General features: G+C 66.1%; 12 protein-coding genes. 9 read left to right on the top strand and 3 right to left on the bottom strand.

All coding sequences use genetic code 11. The features are described 5' to 3' along the window. Nucleotides 1–70 precede the first annotated feature (70 nt). Nucleotides 71–778 (top strand): winged helix-turn-helix domain-containing protein, encoded by a 708-nt coding sequence (locus ACM62G_RS29965; RefSeq protein WP_419736314.1) that lies wholly within the window; start codon nt 71–73, stop codon nt 776–778. A gap of 1 nt (nt 779) precedes the next feature. Here ACM62G_RS29965 and ACM62G_RS29960 read toward each other — a convergent pair whose 3' ends face one another. Further along, nucleotides 780–6416, bottom strand: coding sequence for a dermonecrotic toxin domain-containing protein (locus ACM62G_RS29960; protein ID WP_419736313.1), 5637 nt, complete (start codon nt 6414–6416; stop codon nt 780–782). Nucleotides 6417–6693: 277 nt separating this feature from the next. Here ACM62G_RS29960 and ACM62G_RS29955 point away from each other — a divergent pair, with 277 nt between their 5' ends. The 5 genes from ACM62G_RS29955 to ACM62G_RS29935 all read left to right on the top strand — a co-directional run bounded on the left by ACM62G_RS29955 (nt 6694) and on the right by ACM62G_RS29935 (nt 12874). Beyond that, nucleotides 6694–8325: a 5-guanidino-2-oxopentanoate decarboxylase gene (locus ACM62G_RS29955; protein WP_419736312.1), complete on the top strand. Its 1632-nt coding sequence runs from the start codon at nt 6694–6696 to the stop codon at nt 8323–8325. Between the two features lie 150 nt (nt 8326–8475). Further along, the gene (locus tag ACM62G_RS29950) at nt 8476–10479 is read left to right on the top strand and encodes an aminotransferase class I/II-fold pyridoxal phosphate-dependent enzyme (RefSeq protein WP_273826150.1); all 2004 of its coding nucleotides are present in this window, start codon (nt 8476–8478) and stop codon (nt 10477–10479) included. A gap of 27 nt (nt 10480–10506) precedes the next feature. Continuing rightward, on the top strand, nt 10507–11289 hold the full coding sequence (locus ACM62G_RS29945) for a transporter substrate-binding domain-containing protein (RefSeq protein ID WP_419736311.1): 783 nt from the start codon (nt 10507–10509) through the stop codon (nt 11287–11289). Nucleotides 11290–11456: 167 nt separating this feature from the next. Continuing rightward, on the top strand, nt 11457–12170 hold the full coding sequence (locus ACM62G_RS29940) for an ABC transporter permease (RefSeq protein ID WP_273825655.1): 714 nt from the start codon (nt 11457–11459) through the stop codon (nt 12168–12170). Between the two features lie 5 nt (nt 12171–12175). Beyond that, the gene (locus ACM62G_RS29935; protein WP_054060973.1) at nt 12176–12874 is read left to right on the top strand and encodes an ABC transporter permease; all 699 of its coding nucleotides are present in this window, start codon (nt 12176–12178) and stop codon (nt 12872–12874) included. A 41-nt stretch (nt 12875–12915) separates the two neighbouring features. Here ACM62G_RS29935 and ACM62G_RS29930 read toward each other — a convergent pair whose 3' ends face one another. After that, on the bottom strand, nt 12916–13551 hold the full coding sequence (locus tag ACM62G_RS29930) for a TetR/AcrR family transcriptional regulator (protein WP_054060972.1): 636 nt from the start codon (nt 13549–13551) through the stop codon (nt 12916–12918). 210 nt (nt 13552–13761) lie between these two features. On the opposite strand from ACM62G_RS29930, the gene ACM62G_RS29925 reads away from it, so the two are divergent. After that, nucleotides 13762–14778, top strand: coding sequence for a succinylglutamate desuccinylase (locus ACM62G_RS29925; RefSeq protein ID WP_419736310.1), 1017 nt, complete (start codon nt 13762–13764; stop codon nt 14776–14778). Between the two features lie 9 nt (nt 14779–14787). On the opposite strand, the gene ACM62G_RS29920 is transcribed toward ACM62G_RS29925, so the two are convergent. Continuing rightward, entirely contained in the window at nt 14788–15924 is a 1137-nt protein-coding gene (locus ACM62G_RS29920) for an aKG-HExxH-type peptide beta-hydroxylase (RefSeq protein WP_419736309.1), read from the bottom strand. Nucleotides 15925–16328: 404 nt separating this feature from the next. Here ACM62G_RS29920 and lexA point away from each other — a divergent pair, with 404 nt between their 5' ends. Both lexA and imuA read left to right on the top strand, forming a co-directional pair. Continuing rightward, nucleotides 16329–16949: a transcriptional repressor LexA gene (gene lexA / locus ACM62G_RS29915; protein WP_054062561.1), complete on the top strand. Its 621-nt coding sequence runs from the start codon at nt 16329–16331 to the stop codon at nt 16947–16949. Beyond that, entirely contained in the window at nt 16949–17566 is a 618-nt protein-coding gene (gene imuA / locus ACM62G_RS29910) for a translesion DNA synthesis-associated protein ImuA (protein WP_054062560.1), read from the top strand. Before lexA ends, imuA begins: the two co-directional genes overlap by 1 nt. Nucleotides 17567–17568: the final 2 nt, after the last annotated feature.

Raw genomic sequence — 17568 nt, 5'->3', positions numbered from 1 at the left:
TGCATGCCAGTTCCCACCGCTTCGCATGATTCCAAGAACGGCCGCCCGCCGGCCGAACAGGAGCCTGGCAATGAAGAGCATGCCTCGTGTACTGGTGGTCGAGCCCGATCGCCTGATCCGTGAACAGTTGCAGGCCTGTCTCGCCGCCGAAGGGTATGGCGTCGACGGCGTCGCGTCCACCGAGCGGGCCGCGTGCCTGCTCGAGCGCCAGCCGGTGGCGCTGGTGGTGCTCAATATGCAGTTGCCGGACTGCCTGCAACGGGTCCGTCAATGGCGAGCGAATTCGCAGGTGGGGATCATCCTGGTCGGCGGGCGCAATGACGAGGCCGAGCGGATCGCCGCGCTCGATTGTGGCGCCGATGACTGCCTGGGCAGCCCGTTGAATCCGCGGGAACTGCTGTGCCGCGCGCGCAACCTGCTACGCCGGATACAGCCGGACAAACCGGCCGACTCCAGCCACCTCGCCCGTTTCGCCGAGTGGACCCTGGACACCGAGCGCCGTCGGCTCAAGGCCTTCGATGGCAGCGAGACGCTGCTCAGTCACGGCGAGTTCCAGTTGCTCAAGGTATTTCTGCGCAACAGTGGCCAGACCCTGAGCCGCGATCAGTTGATGGAGCAGTTGCGCAACCGCGAATGGTTGCCCAGCGACCGCTCCATCGATGTGCTGGTCGGGCGCCTGCGGCGCAAACTGCATGACAACCCGGCCGCGCCGGAACTGATCATCACCATTCACGGCGCGGGTTACCTGTTCACCGCCCGCACCTCGCGGGCGGCGTGAGTCACAGGTCGGTGGATTCGACCCAACGCACCAGCCCTCGTTCGCTCACCAGGGCCTGACTGAGGCTGTCGATGCTGTCGAACAGGCGGGCTTCGCTGAAGCCCCACCTCGGTTGATGGATATAGAACTGCCGGGTCCCGGTCTTGATCCTGATGGGCGTGGCCTTCAGCGAGCGATCGACGGAGCGACTGATCAGCACCGGCCCCTGGGGTGCCGTCTCGATGGTGAACATGCCCGGCCGGGTCAACTGTGGGTGGGTGTCGAGTACCGGCTGGCGCAGGTAGACGGCCAGGTCGTCGAGTTCCACCACCTGCTTCAGGCCGGATTGCTGGAGCCCCCAGGCCAGGTCGGCGAGGCTGTTGTATTCGGTACCGATGAGACGGCCGAGTTCCGGGCGCAACAACCCCGTCGGGTCCTCGATATGGAACACCTCGTAGCTGCGCCCCGAGCTGTGCACACGCCGGCTCTGCACGATGGGCTGGTCGAACACCACGAACGGCTGCGGCATTCCCGGGTCGATCAGGCGCCGGGACAGCCAGACCGCGTGATACTGCCCGCCGCGTTGTTCGATCAGGAAGTCCCCTCGTGTTCTCATCAGCGCCCGATGGGGTCTCGGCACCTGTGGCAGGGGCAGGGGGGAGACGTTCACATCCAGTCGGGCATCGGCGCGCAGAAACCACAGCTGGCCGAACCTGTTCCGCGTGGAGTCTCCCGTATCCTGCAGGATCTGCAGGGGCAAGGGCTGCCCGCCGACATCGTTGGCGCGCAGGCTCACCGCGCCCATCAGGTCTGCCAGGCCGGGTTCACCCTTGAGGGTGGCGGCATGGATGTCCTGGACCAGGGCGATCCAGCGGCCCGGCCCGTGTTGCAACTGGTCGGCGTTGATCACTTGCCGGGCGTAGTACTTGAGGGGGCGGGTTCTGTTCGGGTTCGACTGGTTGAGGCCCAGGCGATAGCTGGCGACACAGTCGAGGGCCTGGACCCGGACACCATTTTCATGGGCCTCGCGCAGCAGGCGAAGGATTGACTGCAGGCCCTGGGGGTCGATTCCCTCGAGGATATCCAGCTGGCGCAGCTTTTCCCGGAACAGCGGCGACAGGTAGCCGGTGCGGTTGAAGTCGTCGAGATGGCTCGCCTGGTCGAGGTCGTTCATCAGGTTTTCCAGGTAGAGGGTCTTGAGCCGGTGGTCCCTGGCCAGTGAGCGCATCTGCTCGATCAGGATCTTTCGACCGCCCTTGGCGCCATGGGGCACCCCAAGGACGATGCCGTCCTTGTGTCGATAGGCCCGCTCGAACAGTTGTGTCGCCGACCCGGCGCTCGCCAGGTCGGTGATGGGTGTCCTGGCTGGCAGGGTCGGGCCCTCGGCAAAGAAGCGCTCGGCGTGTGCCACCAATTGCTGGCGGCGTTGAGTGTATTGCAGGGCGGCCTGCCGCTGGCCTGCGGAAAGTCCCGGAGCGTTGGGGTCGATGGCGGCGCCGCTGTCGATGTAGGTGGCGATCGTCTGGCGATGGTCGGCCGGGATCTCATAGCGCGCGGCGCCGACCTGATCCGGCGCCTGGCGCATACCGCCCGACAGGCGGCCCATGGGCTGGGGCTGCCAATGCCTGCCAACCTGGATCAGTTCGATATCCTGCGTCCAATGGTGCTCCATGAGCACGTAGCGCCGGCCGGCACGGGTGCCGGTGCGGTACCACTTGCCCTCCAGTTGGATGTACTGCGTGAGGCGCGAGGCGCGGTCGACGAACAGGCCGTCGCGCAGGTACTCCAGTTCGGGGAGCCTGCGCACCTCATGCCGCCTGAGGTCAGAGGCCAGGTAGCGGATCGGCGTGACGGTCGAGGGCTCGGCGCTCAGTAGCGGTTGGCGCAGGCCGTCCTGGCCGGCCCGGGTGGTCCTGATCAGGCGGGACAGTTTCGAGGGCATCGAGGGAATCTGTCGCAGCAGCGGTTTTAGCGGTTGCAGGGGCAACGGCGCTGCGGCATCGGACAATGTCCTGATCAGTCCATCGGCCGCTTCCTCATAGTGCCTCAGGGCCAAGGCCTGGCTGGCATGGGCCAGCCCGTACAGGCCGCGCAGCAGGTAGGCCGGCATGCTCAGTTGCAAGGGGGCCAGGCCCAGCACGATCTCGGCGGCCAGGTGCAGGCCGGCATTGATCCAGTACCAGAGGGTGTCACGGTCCACCCGCTGGTTGCTCGCCGCGAAATATTCCACGCTGGCAATCACATGCCTGATCCGGGCATCGAACAGGGTGCTGAACAGATCGCCGGCGATGGGAAAGTAGCGTACCTGCGGGAACTGGCGCGCGAACAGTTGTTGCGGGTCCCATTGCTCGTTGCGCGCGGCCCGCGAGATGCAGTATTGCTTCCAGCCCGACTCGCGCAGCAAGGCTTCGAGCGCGGCGGGGTTGGCCAGTTCGCGCAAGGCCTTGCCGTCCGGTGCCTGCGGCGCGAGGAACAGCAGCGTGCTGGCTGGCACGCTGGTGCTGATGACCAGCACTTCGTCCACGCTCATGCCATTGTGTGCCTCGCCGGTGCCGCCGAGCATCAGGTAGTTGGCATGGACTTCATGCCCATCGAGCAGCGGGCGCTTGCTGGCCGAGGGGTACCTGAGCAGATGCTCGATACGCCTGTAGCCGTTTTGTGACGGGCTGTCCTTGTCATCGAGCAGATCGCCACTCAGGTGCGCGACATAGGCATGCAGTTCCAGGCGGGCCCGTTCTCCCACGACCCAGTCACGGCGCAGCGATGCCTGGTCCGGCCCCTGTAGCCTGTTGCGCAGCAGTGTCTTGTATCGACCGGGTGCATCCACGGTGCGGACGATGGTGGTGATGTCTCTGTTCGACAGGTTCAGTGGGCTGCCCGTCAGCGTGCTGGCCCTGGCCTTGAACGTGACGGACTCGCCCAGGCGCGAGCCGGGAATGTTCTCCAGTGCCAGGGCGGTCAGCGACAGGCTGCGGTGGCGGCTGGTCACGGTCGATGGCAGGCTCTGCCAGGCGGGGCTCGGGTAGGTGCGGGTGTGGGTGACCTGTACCTCGGTGCTGTCGGGATCGATGGCGGCCTGGGGATAGTGCTGTTGCAGGTACGTGCGCAGCAGGCCGCTCGCATGGCTCCTGAGCGCGGGCAGATCGCCGAGGCTGGCGGGCACCGGGCTGGTCCTCAGGGTTGCGCGCCACAGCCTGGCCAGCCGGCTCTGTTCGTCTGCCGAAAGTTTTTCGAGGCGCCCGAGCAGGTCGCCGAACATCAGGTCGCGATTGCGGCGCTCCAGCACCGGGAAGATGTCCAGGCTTTTCGCCAGGTTGACGGAGTCGTTGAGTTGCCGGGCGAACTCGTCGGCATCATTGTCGAGCCCCGGCGCTCCCCGGACGAAGCGCCAGGTGTCGGCGAAATCCAGTTTCTGTTTGGCCAGCAGGCCATCGACCAGCACCTGCAGGGCGTCGCCCGTCTCGATCCGGTAGCTGAACGGCGCCGTGCGCTCGGGCGGGTTGGCGGCAATCAGGGCGTGCTGCCGGTTGGGGAGCAGGTCGAGCAGCGCCTCGCGCTCGGTTTCGTCGCTCAAGCGTTGTACCAGGCTGCGCTTGAGGGCCTGCAATGTCACGAACTGCTCCAGGCCCCGGCCGACCTGATAGAGCACGGCCGGCAGCTTGTAGGTGTCCAGATCGGGACTGCGGGTGATGACCAGGCTGCCTTCCAGGGGCGCGTCCTGCGCCTGCAGGACGATCCGATAGACATGGATCGGCCCGTCGGCGGGATGGGTTTTCAGGCGCTGGGCCTGGGTGGGATGGTCCAGCACCCGCTCCAGGTCCTGTCGATTGCTCTCGTCCAGGGTCAGGTCCAGCTCGCGCAACTGCGCTTCCTGGCGAATCTGCGTGCGCAGATTCTCTTTCAGCAGCGTCTCGGCGCCGTTCCAGAAATTGTCCAGCCGATCGGCGAACTGCGTGTCGAAGGTCTTGCCGGCCTTGTCCAGGGTATCTGCCAGTCGGTCCAGGTCCAGGCCGATCAATTGTTGCGGCGCATAGGCGTCGGTCGGGCTGGCATACAGCCCGCTGTGGGTCGTGTCGAACGTCTGGCGGTTGCCGACCAGGTGCTGGACGAAGACTTCCTTCAGCGTGCGCGATTGCGTGACCCGGCGATAGAGCACCTGCTCGCCGGGTTCGCCCAGCTCCGACAAGGGCCGGTAGCGCGTCTGTTCGAAGGTGTTGAGGTAAATCGCATCGGGGGCCGTCGAGGCGGCCTGGGGGAAGTCCTGCGCCAGTTGCCGCCCCAGGAGCAGGGCAGCGAACCAGCGGAAGTTGGGCTGCTGTTGCGCCAGTAACAGGGTCCGTCCGTTGGTGGCCGCCAGGTTGTCGAAGAGGGCTCGCTGGCGTTGGGCAAGCTGGTCGGGGGAGACGAAGGCGACAGGCGAGGCATGCTGGAAACCATTGCTGTCGGGCAGGCGTTGCGGGGGGTGCATGGCGGGGATTTCCAGCAAGGTGCGCAGGTGGTCGCGTGAAAGGGCCGCCTGCTGCAGTTGGCGTCGGCTGGTTTCAGTGTCTGTCAGGCCGAGCTGGCTGCGCAGCGGTTCGGGCAGGCTCGCCAGGGCCGAGGGCAGGTCGGGCTCCGGGGCTGGCGCCGTGCCTTCGGTGACCGCCAGGGTGAAGTGGTCAGGGTGGCGCAGGATGATATGCCGCTGTCCGGCCTGGGAGGCGCCGATGCCGGCCAGCAATGGGCCGTCCATCGTCTGGTCGCGCAGTTCCAGGCGAACCCCCTCCGCTGGCCAGCCGGGCAGGCTGGCGACGCTGCAGAGCATCAGTCGCAGGCTGTCGCCATGGTGCTGTCGACTTTTGAGAAACAGCCCCTCATAGGCCTGGCTCAAGCGCTCTTCCTGCAGATACCAGTGGGCGTCCCGCACCTGGCGACCGCTCAGTTCACCCGTGGAAAAGCGCATTGCCTCAAGATCGCCTGCGCTGGCATTGACCAGCAGCTCGATGGCGGCCGACTTCGACAGGCGCGGCAGCCGCTGGCGCAGCCGATTCACCAGGGGATCATCGGAGCGCTGCCTGGCGGCGTGGAAACTGTCGAACAGTTCCTGCCGGTGCGAGCGCAGCAGGGGCCTGATCCTCTGCCTGAGCGCCGCCAACTGCGTATCGGCGGTGAGGTACTGGCCATCCAGCAGCCGCTCGCGTTGGTCCGGGGACATCTGCGCCAGGGCATGGCTCCACAGGGTGCCGTCGAGCAGGTGGGCACGTGCCACCCGTACCCTGGGCAGGTCAGGCGACAGGTCGGCGCCATATTCGCCCGCCACCGTCGCCGGCGGATCGTACACCTGCAGAACGCAGATCGCCGGCCAGACCAGTTCCAGGCCCGACAACTGCAACTGCCAGTGCACGTGGGGCACCCCGGTGTTCGCCGGTGGGGCCGTGTCCAGCGTGTCGATGAAGTCGTCGATCTGCCGGTCCAGTTCGAAGCGTGCGCGGGTGTCCAGCAGCAGTGCGGGGACCTGCGGGGATTCGGCGTAGGCGCTGCGCAGCGCCGGGCTGTCGATGCCGCTGACGAGGCGGATGCGCCGGGCGGTCTGCTCGGGCAGGTCGGCGAGAAAGTGCTCGATGGCCTGCTCCAGCGAAACGCTCGGGTCGGCTGTCTTCGAGAGGAGGGTGGGGCTCATGCCGGGTTCCTTGTCGTTGGGTGATGGCTGCCATTCAGCGCGCAAGCCCAGGGCCGGGAGCGGTAGTTAATGCTGGACGCGACAAGGATGTTCAAAGATGTAACAGGTCTGTGCCGGACGTATTTTTTGTCACAAAAATAGCCTTTAAAAACAAGCTGATAGTCGTTCCTTTCGTTTTTTTGGGCGGGGTTGGGTGGCGATTGCCATGCTATTGAACAAGTGTTTAATATCTCTGCGCGCTCCCCATCACTCCACAACGACAAAGGCGAGGGCTGGCATGAACTCCCCATCGATCCCCGACGTTTCCTTGACCCCGCTCACCGGTGGCCAGGCCCTGGTGCGGCTGTTGGCCCGCTATGGTGTCGACACGGTGTTCGGCATTCCCGGCGTGCATACCCTGGAGCTGTATCGCGGGCTGCCCGGCAGCGGTATTCGCCACGTGCTGACCCGGCATGAGCAGGGGGCCGGTTTCATGGCTGACGGCTATGCCCGGGTCAGCGGCAAGCCGGGGGTCTGTTTCATCATCACCGGTCCCGGGGTGACCAACGCCGCTACCGCCATTGGCCAGGCCTATGCCGACTCGGTTGCGCTGCTGGTGATTTCCAGCGTCAATCACACCGCCAGCCTCGGCAAGGGCTGGGGTTGCCTGCATGAAACCCGGGACCAGCGGGCGATCACCGCGCCGATCACGGCGTTTTCCGCTGTGGCGCTGAACACCGACGACCTGCCGGAACTGGTTGCCCGCGCCTTTGCCGTGTTCGACAGCGAGCGGCCGCGGCCGGTGCACATTGCGGTGCCGCTGGATGTGCTGGCCGGGCCGGTCAGCCGCGACTGGAGTGCCGAGGTGGTACGCCGTCCGGGGCGTGGGCTGCCCAGTGCCCAGGCGCTGGAGGAGGCCGCCACGCGGCTGCAGCAGGCCCGGCGGCCGATGATCATCGCCGGCGGCGGTGCCCTGGCGGCCGGGGACGAGTTGCGGGCCCTGAGCGAGCGTCTGGCGGCGCCCCTGTTCACCAGTGTCGCCGGCAAGGGCCTGCTGGCCCCGGAGCTGGCGCTCAATGCCGGTGCCAGCCTGTGCGTCGAGCCCGGCTGGCAACTGATCGGGCAGGCTGACGTGGTGCTCGCGGTGGGCACCGAAATGGCCGATACCGACTACTGGCGCGAACGGCTGCCGCTGAGCGGCGAGGTGATCCGGGTCGATATCGACCCGCGCAAGTTCAACGATTGCTATCCCTGCCGCGTCGCGCTGCACGGCGATGCGCAGCAGACCCTGGCGGCGTTGCTGGCGCGACTGCCGACGGCGTCGCGCGATGCCGCACAGGCGAGCCGGGCGGTCGCGGCCTTGAAGGCCGCCATCCGCGAGGGGCACGGCGCGTTGCAGAGCCTCCACCAGCGGATTCTCGATCGCATCGCGGCGGTGCTGCCGGCCGATGCCTTCATCAGCAGCGACATGACCCAATTGGCCTACACCGGCAACTACGCCTTCGCCAGCCGCACCCCGCGCAGTTGGCTGCACCCCACCGGCTACGGCACCCTCGGCTACGGCCTGCCGGCGGGGATCGGTGGCAAGTTCGCCGCACCGCAACGTCCCGGGCTGGTGCTGGTGGGCGATGGCGGCTTTCTCTACACCGCCCAGGAGCTGGCCACGGCCGTCGAGGAACTGGACAGCCCGCTGGTGGTGCTGCTCTGGAACAACGATGCCCTCGGCCAGATCCGCGACGACATGCTCGACCTGGATATCGAACCGATCGGCGTGTTGCCGCGCAATCCGGATTTTCAACTGCTGGCCCGGGCGTTCGGCTGCCGGGTGGCCGAGCCGCAGAACCTGGAGGCGCTGGAGCGTGATCTGCGCGCCGGGTTCGCGCATGCCGGGGTGACGCTGATCGAGCTCAAACACGCCTGTGTGCGTTAGGGCACTGTCGTGAAAACGACCTGTTTGCGCTGAACGCGAAACTCACGGCTTTCTGCTATTGAACGACTGTTCAGTCTTGGCTATGTTGGCTCCAGCACCCTCGGGTGGCTTGCGGGCTTGCGTTTCTTCAACTTCGAACGAGGCACTGGCATGCGGTTTTCACCCTTTGTCGAACGGATCAGTGGCCAGGGCGTCGCCGCCTGGGATATCCATCATGCGGCGTTCGAAGCCCAGCGCCGTGGCGAGGATGTGATCATCCTCAGTGTGGGCGACCCGGATTTCCCCACCCCCGATTTCATCACCGAGACGGCCATCGAGGCTCTGCGCGAAGGCGATACCCACTACACCGAGATCGCCGGCCGCCTGGCCTTGCGCGAGGCTATCGCCGCCCGCTACGGCCAGCGTTTCGATCGGCCGTTGCAGGCCGCGAACGTGATCACCGTGGCCGGGGCACAGAATGCGTTGTTCATCACCTCGCTGTGCCTGCTCAATGCCGGCGACGAGGTGATCGCCCTGGACCCGATGTACGTCACCTACGAGGCCACCCTCAAGGCCTCGGGTGCGACCCTGGTACGCGTGCCCTGTGCCGCGGACGCAGGGTTCAGGCTCGATGCCGCGTTGCTGGCCAAGGCGATTACCCCACGTACCCGGGCGATCTTCTTTTCCAATCCGAACAACCCCACCGGCGTGGTGCTTGGCCGAGAGCAATTGCAGGCGATCGCCGAGCTGGCCATCGCCCATGACCTGTGGGTGGTGGTGGACGAGGTCTACGAGAGCCTGGCCTTCGAGCGCGAGCATGTCAGTCTCGCGCTCTTGCCAGGCATGGCCGAACGCTGCGTGACCATCGGCAGCCTGTCCAAGTCCCACGCCATGACCGGTTGGCGCATCGGCTGGATCGTCGCCGACGCCACCCTGGTGAGCCACGCCGAGACCCTGGTGCTGAGCATGCTCTACGGCTTGCCCGGCTTCGTCATGGAGGCCGCGCTCAAGGCGGTGCAGGCCCATGACGAGGTGACCCAGGGCATGCGCGACATCTATCGCCGGCGCCGTGACCTGGTGGTACAGGAATTGTCCGGATGCCCGCGGCTCGCGGTGCTCAAGCCCGACGCCGGCATGTTCGTGCTGCTCGATGTGCGCCAGACCGGTCTCACCTCGCTGGAGTTCGCCTGGCGACTGTTGCGCGAAGCCGGGGTTTCGGTGCTCGACGCGGCGGCGTTCGGCGAGCCGGCACAGGGCTTCGTGCGCCTGTCCTTCACGCTTGGCGAGGAACGCCTGGCCGAGGCTTGCCGAAGGATTCGCGAATTCGTCGGGCGGCTGGCCGACGAGCCGGCCCGTCCGCTGATCGAGCCGGTGACGGTGCAGGGCACGGTGCAAGTGGAGGCGACCCGACCGATGATCGAAGTCGACCGCCTGCACAAGCGCTTCGGCAATATCGAGGTCCTCAAGGGGGTCTCGCTGACCGCCCGTGAAGGCGAGGTGATCTCGCTGATCGGCGCCAGCGGCTCGGGCAAGAGCACCTTGCTGCGCTGCATCAATCTGCTCGAAGTGCCGGACCAGGGCCGCATCCTGGTGGATGGTGAAAGCCTCCGGCTCAACTATGACCGCCCCGGCGCGCCGCTGGTGGCCGATGCCCGGCAACTGGTGCGCATCCGTTCGACCCTGGGCATGGTGTTCCAGAACTTCAACCTCTGGCCCCATCGCACGGTGCTGGAGAACCTGATCGAAGCGCCGACCCAGGTCCTGCGCGAGAGCCGCGCCGAGGCCACCGAACGGGCCGAGGCGCTGCTCGAGCGCGTAGGACTGGCGGCCAAGCGCAACGAGTACCCGGCGTTTCTCTCCGGGGGGCAGCAACAACGGGTGGCCATCGCCCGGGCCCTGGCCATGCGGCCCAAGGTCATGCTGTTCGATGAACCCACCTCGGCCCTCGACCCGGAGCTGGTCGGCGAAGTGCTGCGGGTGATCCGCTCTCTCGCCGAAGAAGGCCGGACCATGATCCTGGTGACCCACGAGATGGCCTTCGCCCGCGATGTCTCTTCCCGGGTGGCTTTCCTGCACCAGGGGCTGATCGAGGAAACCGGTTCGCCGGATGAAGTGTTCGTACACCCACGCAGTGAGCGCTGCCGGCAGTTCGTCAACGCTCATCAAACTCGCTAACGCAACATAAGAAGACGGGGCAACATCATGGGATATCGACGTTTGGCAAACTGGTTGGCCGGTGCGGCCTGCATCCTCCTGGCCGACATGAGTGCTGCACAGGCTCAGCCCATCCGCTTCGCGGTCGCGGCAGAACCCTATCCGCCTTACACCGAGAAGCAGGCCAACGGGGAGTGGAAGGGCTTCGAGGTCGACCTGATCCACAAGCTGTGCAGCGAAATGAAGGCCGAGTGCGAGATCAGGGAGGTGGCCTGGGACGGGATCATCCCGTCGCTGCTGGCGAAGAAGATCGACGTGATCTTCTCCTCGATGTCGGTGACCGAGGAACGGGAAAAGCAGATCGCCTTCAGCAAGGCCTACTACGACTCGGCGATCGCCATCGTCGGCCCGAAGGGGGCTTCGGTGAAGCAGTACCCGGATGATCTGAAGGGCAAGATCATCGGCGTGCAGAACTCCACCGTCAGCGCCAGCTACCTGAAGGCCTACTACGAGAAGATCGCCGAGGTGAAGTACTACGACACCCAGGACTCGGCCAACGCCGACCTGATCGCCGGGCGCATCGACCTGATGATGGCGGACGGCACGGCCATGACGGCCTTCGTCAAGACCCCCGACGCCAAGGACCTGGCCTACCTCGGCTCGGTGCCCTACGACCCGATCTTCGGTCGCGGTGTGGGCGCCGGGCTGCGCAAGGACGACACCGAACTCAAGGCCCGCCTGGACAAGGCCATCACGACCCTGCTGGCGAGCAGGGACTATGACGAACTCTCCCGGAGCTACTTCGGTACCAGCGTGAAACCGGCGTTCTGAACACCGTTCCCGGTACACCACCGCCCCTTGTAGGAGCAGGGCTTGCCCGCGAAGGCGTCCCCGGGATCGCTGAAAGGCTTCGCGGGCAAGCCCTGCTCCTACAGGACGGTGCCGATTTCAGAAACGGCGGTAGGTGCGAAGTTTGAGGTCAGTGACGGGAGAGTGAAATGCCAGCAATGTTCGAATTGATCGATTTCAGCGAGCAGGGATGGGGCAGTGCGCTGCTCAAGGGGCTCTGGATGACCCTGCAGATTTCCGCCGGGGCCTTCGTCGTCGGGCTGTTGATCGGCCTGCTGGTGGCCTGCCTGAAAGTCGGCGGGCCGCGGCCGGTGGCGGCGCTGATGCGCGGCTACACCACCCTGTTCCGCGCGGTGCCGGAGCTGTTGCTGATCCTGCTGCTGTACTACGTCGGTTCCATGCTGCTCAACTCGCTGCTGGCCCATTTCGGGCAGGCGGCGGTGAATGTCAGCGGGCCGCTGGCGGCGATCCTGGTGCTGGGGCTGGTGCAGGGCGCCTATGCCTCGGAGATCTTCCGCGCGGCGATCCAGGCGATTCCCTACGGCCAGATCGAGGCGGCCAAGGCCTATGGCCTGACCGGGCTGGCCCTGTTCCGGCGGGTGACGCTGCCGATCATGGCGCCCCATGCCCTGGCCGGCATGGCCAACCTTTGGATCAACCTGATCAAGGACAGTGCGCTGATCAGCGTGGTCGGCACCAACGAGCTGTTGTACACCGCCAAGCAGGGTGCGGGTTCGACGCGGCACTACCTGTTGTTCTACCTCACTGCCGCCGCGCTGTACTACGCGGTGACGCTGGTGTCCAACTACCTGTCGGGACGGCTCGAGCGGCGCATTCGTCGCTGGATGCCTTTGGCTGAGTGAACGCAATGATTCCAGCGTGGATATTCGAGTACACGGCACTGTTGGGGCGCGGCTTGCAGACTACCGTCGGCATCCTGCTGATTTCCAGCGTGCTGGGCTTCATCCTGGCCGTGCTGGTGGCCCTGGCGCGGTTGTCGAAGAACCGCCTGCTGGCCAGGGCCAGCCTGTTCTACACCAGCGTGCTGCGCGGCACGCCGCTGCTGATCCAGATCTACATCTTCTACTACGGCCTGGGCAGCCTGTTCGCGCAGTTCCCGCCGATTCGCGGCAGTTTTCTCTGGCCTTATCTGCGCGACGGCTACTGGTACATCGTCTTCGCCCTGGTGCTGTCGGTGGGCGCCTATGTCGGCGAGGTGATCCGTGGTGGGCTGCTGGCGGTACCCAAGGGCGAGATGGAGGCGGCTTCGGCCTTCGGCATGACGCCGCGCCAGGCACTGTTGCGGGTGCGTCTGCCACGGGCCCTGCGGTTGTTGCTGCCGACCCTGGCGGGGGAGACGGTGATGCTGCTCAAGTCCACGGCGCTGGCCTCGACCATCGCGGTGATCGACCTGCTGGGGGCGGCCAACGTGGTGCGCGCGCAGACCCTGCAGGTGTACCAGCCGCTGCTGCTGGTGGCCGGCGTCTATGTCTGTCTGACGTTCCTGATCGAGGCGCTGTTCGCCTTCGCCGAACGGCGCGGCACACCGCTGCGCAGGTCGGTGTGATGAGCCGGCCCCGGGGTGACGCCGGCCTGGTTGAGCCTGCTTCACGGGACGTCGTCGGTGTCGAATGCTCCATTTCGCAACCCCTTTATCCAGCACCGGCAGATGTGCAGGCCGTTGGCGGGGCTGAAGGTCTCGGGGTTCAGGCACCACTCGAGCCAGAGTCCGTCGAGCATCGCCGATAGGCCGATGGCGGCCAGGCGGGTGTCACGGATCACGAAGCCTTCGCTGTCGGCCAGGTCGTCGAGCAGGCGATGGATCAGGTCGAGGTAGGCGCCGTAGCTGCGCTCGTGGGACTGGCTGACGTGTTCGGAATGGCGGATCAGGCTCCAGAACACCACCCAGACGCCCAGCAGTTGCGGGTCCAGGACCCTGGGTGAGAAGGAACCGACCAGGAACGCCTCGAGTTTTTCCGCGGCGCTGCCGGCCTGGTTGACTTCGTCGAGCAGGCTGCTGGTCAGTTCGCTGGCGAGCTTGTGGTAGGTGTCGGCGATCAGGGCGTCGAGGGTGCCGAAGTGGTGATTGAGCAGGCCGACGGAGACCCCGGCCTCGCTGGCGATACGTCGTACCGAGATGCCGGCATGACCGTCCCGGGCCAGGCAGCGCAGGGTGGCGGCGATCAGCAGGTCGCGACGCTCGTCGGGTTCGGCACGGCGGAATTTGGGAGAGGCGGTTGGCACGCGATGTTCCTTTGTTCGAGAGAGCGGATGGGCGGGTGCCTCACGGCGGTCCGGCAAGCCGCTGCCAGAAGTATCCAGTGGGCACCGGATGTGCGGCGGGCGCGACCACTGCAGGAACGGGCTTGCCCGTGAAAGCTTAGTTGAACGAGTGTTCAATTTCCACTGTCGACGGTAACGATTTTCAACCTTCAATGAGGGGAGGGCGAGGGCATGGCGCAGGATGTTTCGTTCAGTGTGCGCAACAACAACGGCGATCCGGTCCGGGTCGGCGCCTGGCGCTTCGGCGAGCCTGGCGACGGCCTGAAGGTGCACCTGCAGGCCGGGGTCCATGCCGATGAAATCGCCGGCATGCTGGTGCTGCACCTGCTGCTGCAGCGCCTGGCCGGCGCCGAGGCCGCGGGCCGGCTCCGGGGCAGTGTGACCGTGGTGCCGCAGGCCAACCCGCTGGGCATCGGGCAGTTTCGCCAGGGACGGATCCTCGGGCGTTTTCACGAGGCCACCGGGCAGAACTTCAACCGCGGGTTCGACCAGTCGGCGGCGTTGGGGCGGTGCGCGACCAATGTCCAGGCATGGCAGCGCCAACTGGTGGAACTGGCGGCTCCGGCGGATGTGGTGCTGGACCTGCACACCGATGACGAGGCGCTGCCCTACCTCTACCTGCACCGCAGCTTCTGGCCCCGCGGCCGGACCCTGGCGGCCGCGATGAAGATGGACGTGGCAATCATCTGGGACGATGGCGGCGACGGTTCCTTCGAGGAAACCCTCATCGCCCCCTGGTTGCGGGCCGGCGAGACGGCCGGGCGCATGGCGGCGACCCTGGAGTTGCGCGGGCAGGGCGATGTCGCCGACCGTTTCGCCGAGCAGGATGCCGCCGGCCTGTATGCCTGGCTGTGTGCCCAGGGGGTGATCGCCGAGGACCAGGCGGTGGCTGACTGGCCGGTGGCGGCCATGGAAATGGGACACATGGAAACCATCCTGGCACCGTGCCCCGGCGTGCTGGTGTTTGAACGGGAACTGGGCGAGCAGGTCGAGGAGGGCCAGCGGTTTGCGCGGATCATCGGTCGCCCGGGAGACCCGTCCTCGGAGGTGGTGCTGTATGCCGAGCAGGCCGGCCGCATGCTGACGCGCCATCGCGACCGGCTGGTGCCCCAGGGCATGGTGGTGGCGAAGTTCACCGGCAGTCGCCTGTCGCGCAACTGGGCCGGTGGTTTGCTGGACCCAAACTGAGCGGCGTGTTCAGACCGCCAGGCGCATGTCGTACAGCTGGCCGCTGCGAGCCAGCAGGTTGGCATGATGCCGCTCCAGCGCCAGGACCTCCTCGGCCAGGTTGTCCAGCAGCAGGCGGCCGCGGGCGGTGAGTTCGCGGCTGCCGGTCAGCGTCACCAGGGCCCGGCCCAGGCCGCGCAGGATGAACACCAGGTGGTGCTCGGCGCGCTGCATTTCGCTGGCCGGGCGCTGGCGCACGCGCTCCAGGTACTTGAGCCGCATGAGCTGGGCGAAGAACGCCTGGAAATATTCGGCCAGGCCACAGGGGCGGTTCGACCAGGGCAGGAAGTACAGGCGTTCCTCATCGGCCTGGGGATCGACGATCGGGCAGATCTCCTCGATGCAATACAGCAACTGGTGGGCGGTTTCGCGCACCAGTGACTCTTCGACCTCGAGCAGCGAGTGGTCCCTGGCCGAGAGCAGGATCGCGCCGCTGTAGCGCCTGGCCGAGCCGCTGCCCAAGTGACTGTCCGGCAGGTAGCAGATGAGCCGGACCAGGTGACGGAACTGCTCGTGACAGCCGGGCCAGGTCAGGGCGATGCGCGACAGCGCGACATTCACCACATCGCTGAAGAAATGGATGGAATAGCCAGTGTTCTCCAGGCGCTGGCGGGTCGCCTCGTCGCTCGGGAATTCGTAGCAGGGCGCGAGTTCGGCGGCGATCAGCGGGTCGATATCGAAGCGGCGCACGGGTGGGCGGTTGGCGTGCTGGTGCTCCGCGGCTGCCCGGGCGAGGCGCTGCAGCAGCTCCGGCAAGGCCCGCAGGCTCTCCAGCAGGACCCCGCGAGCCGATTGCAGGCCGTCGAGGACCTGGTAGGTCAGGCAGACGCAGCGGCGTGCCCAGATCTGGAAGGCCGGTTCATTGAGGGTTGCCCGTCGCTCGACGGCTGGCAGCAGGATCAGGCTGGCCGTGCTGGCGAAGAACCCGCCGAGTTCGGGCGTGGCGGGAAACAGGCGATAGGCTTCGGCATAGAGGGTGGCGAGGGTGGTGTAGCGGTCCTGGTCGATCTGGTCCAGCAGGCGACTGAAACGGTTGGGCGACGCGTCGGGCATGAAAGTATTGTGCTGGAACAGGTTGTCGAGTTCAGCCGGATGTTTTGGATGCATGCGGGATGGCCTCCTGGCACAAGTTTCCGTTTTTATCGTGAAAGTCCATTTGCTGGACTTGGCCTTATGACTTGCCTTTTTGATCTGTGGTTGCTGAAGCTTTGGATTCAAAGGGTTGTAGAGGGGGTTTGCTATTTGCCGGGTTTGAATATAACGGCTGGATTTCCATTTTCAATATTCTTTAGGTTTCTTCGGATTAAAGAGGTTTGTTGTTTTTATTCTGGTTATTCAGGTGTTTTCTTACATGTAGTTGGCTGGTGAGATAAGTCTGTAGGTCGGTTCGGTTCATGGCGTTTTCAGTGATTCGCTGGAGCGGGTTCCGCAGCCTGGGTGACGGCCTGGGAGCGATCCATGGCCGGCGAGCGACTGGCGGCTCTTGTCAGGAAAATCCCACAGGAGTACAAATGTACTCCATGACGAATCTGACTCCCCGCCGTTCCGCCATCCTGACCTTCATCCGCGAACGCATCGCGGACCACGGCCAGCCCCCGAGCCTCGCCGAGATCGCCGAGGCCTTTGGTTTCGCCTCGCGCAGCGTGGCGCGCAAGCACGTGGTGGCCCTGGCCGAGGCCGGCTTCATCGAGGTCAATGCCCATCAGGCGCGGGGCATCCGCCTGCTCAACCAGCCCGCACGTCCGGCCCTGCTGGAAATCCCGCTGCTGGGGCGGGTGGCGGCGGGGCGGCCGATCGATGTCGATGCGCAGGTTCACGAGCGCCTGTGGCTCGACCCGGCGCTGTTTTCCCGCACGCCGGACTTCCTGTTGCGGGTCCAGGGTGATTCGATGATTGGCGACGGCATCCTCGATGGCGACCTGGTGGCGGTGCGGCGCAATGTCGAGGTGCGCAACGGCCAGATCGTCGTCGCCCGGCTCGATGGCGAAGTCACCATCAAGCGTTTCGAACGCAGTGCGACCGGTATCCGCCTGCTGGCCCGCAACCCGGCCTATGCCCCGATCGTCGTCGACCCTGAACACCAGGAACTGGCCATCGAAGGGGTGTTCTGCGGCCTGGTGAGGCAAGGCTGATGGGTGCCGTGGTCGCGCTCGATTCGCTGCTCGATGAGCGGCGGGTCTGGAAGGGCCGGCCGGCGGTACAGGCCGCCCGCCTGCCCTCGACCGGGCATGCCCGGCTGGATGCGGTGCTGCCCGGCGGTGGCTGGCCGGAGTCGGCGTTGACGGAGATCCTCATCGCCGGCGAGGGCGTGGGCGAGTTGCAACTGCTCTGGCCGACCCTGGCGCGCCTGTCGGCCAGCGGTGAGCGAGTCGTGCTGGTGGCGCCGCCCCATGTGCCTTACCCCCAGGCCTGGCTCGGCGCTGGCGTGGACCTGCGGCAGTTGTCGGTGATCCAGGCCGCTCCCCGTGATGCCCTGTGGGCCGCCGAGCAGTGCCTGCGCTCCGGCAGTTGCGGTGCCGTGCTGTGCTGGCCGCAACAGGCCGATGACCGGGCGCTGCGGCGCTTGCAGGTGGCGGCGGAAAGTGGCCAGACCCTGGCATTCGCCTATCGCTCGCTGGAGGAGGCGATCAACCCGTCGCCCGCTTCCCTGCGGCTCGCCATCGATGGCAGGCCCGCGCAGTTGCGCGTGCTCAAGTGCCGGGGTGGGTTGGCCTATCCGGCACCGATCGCCTTCGGCGCGGGGCATTGAGG

Source organism: Pseudomonas sp. COR18 (genome assembly GCF_048568395.1).
In the GTDB taxonomy this organism is placed as follows: domain Bacteria; phylum Pseudomonadota; class Gammaproteobacteria; order Pseudomonadales; family Pseudomonadaceae; genus Aquipseudomonas; species Aquipseudomonas fuscovaginae_B.
This window is presented reverse-complemented; position numbering and strand designations above follow the sequence as displayed.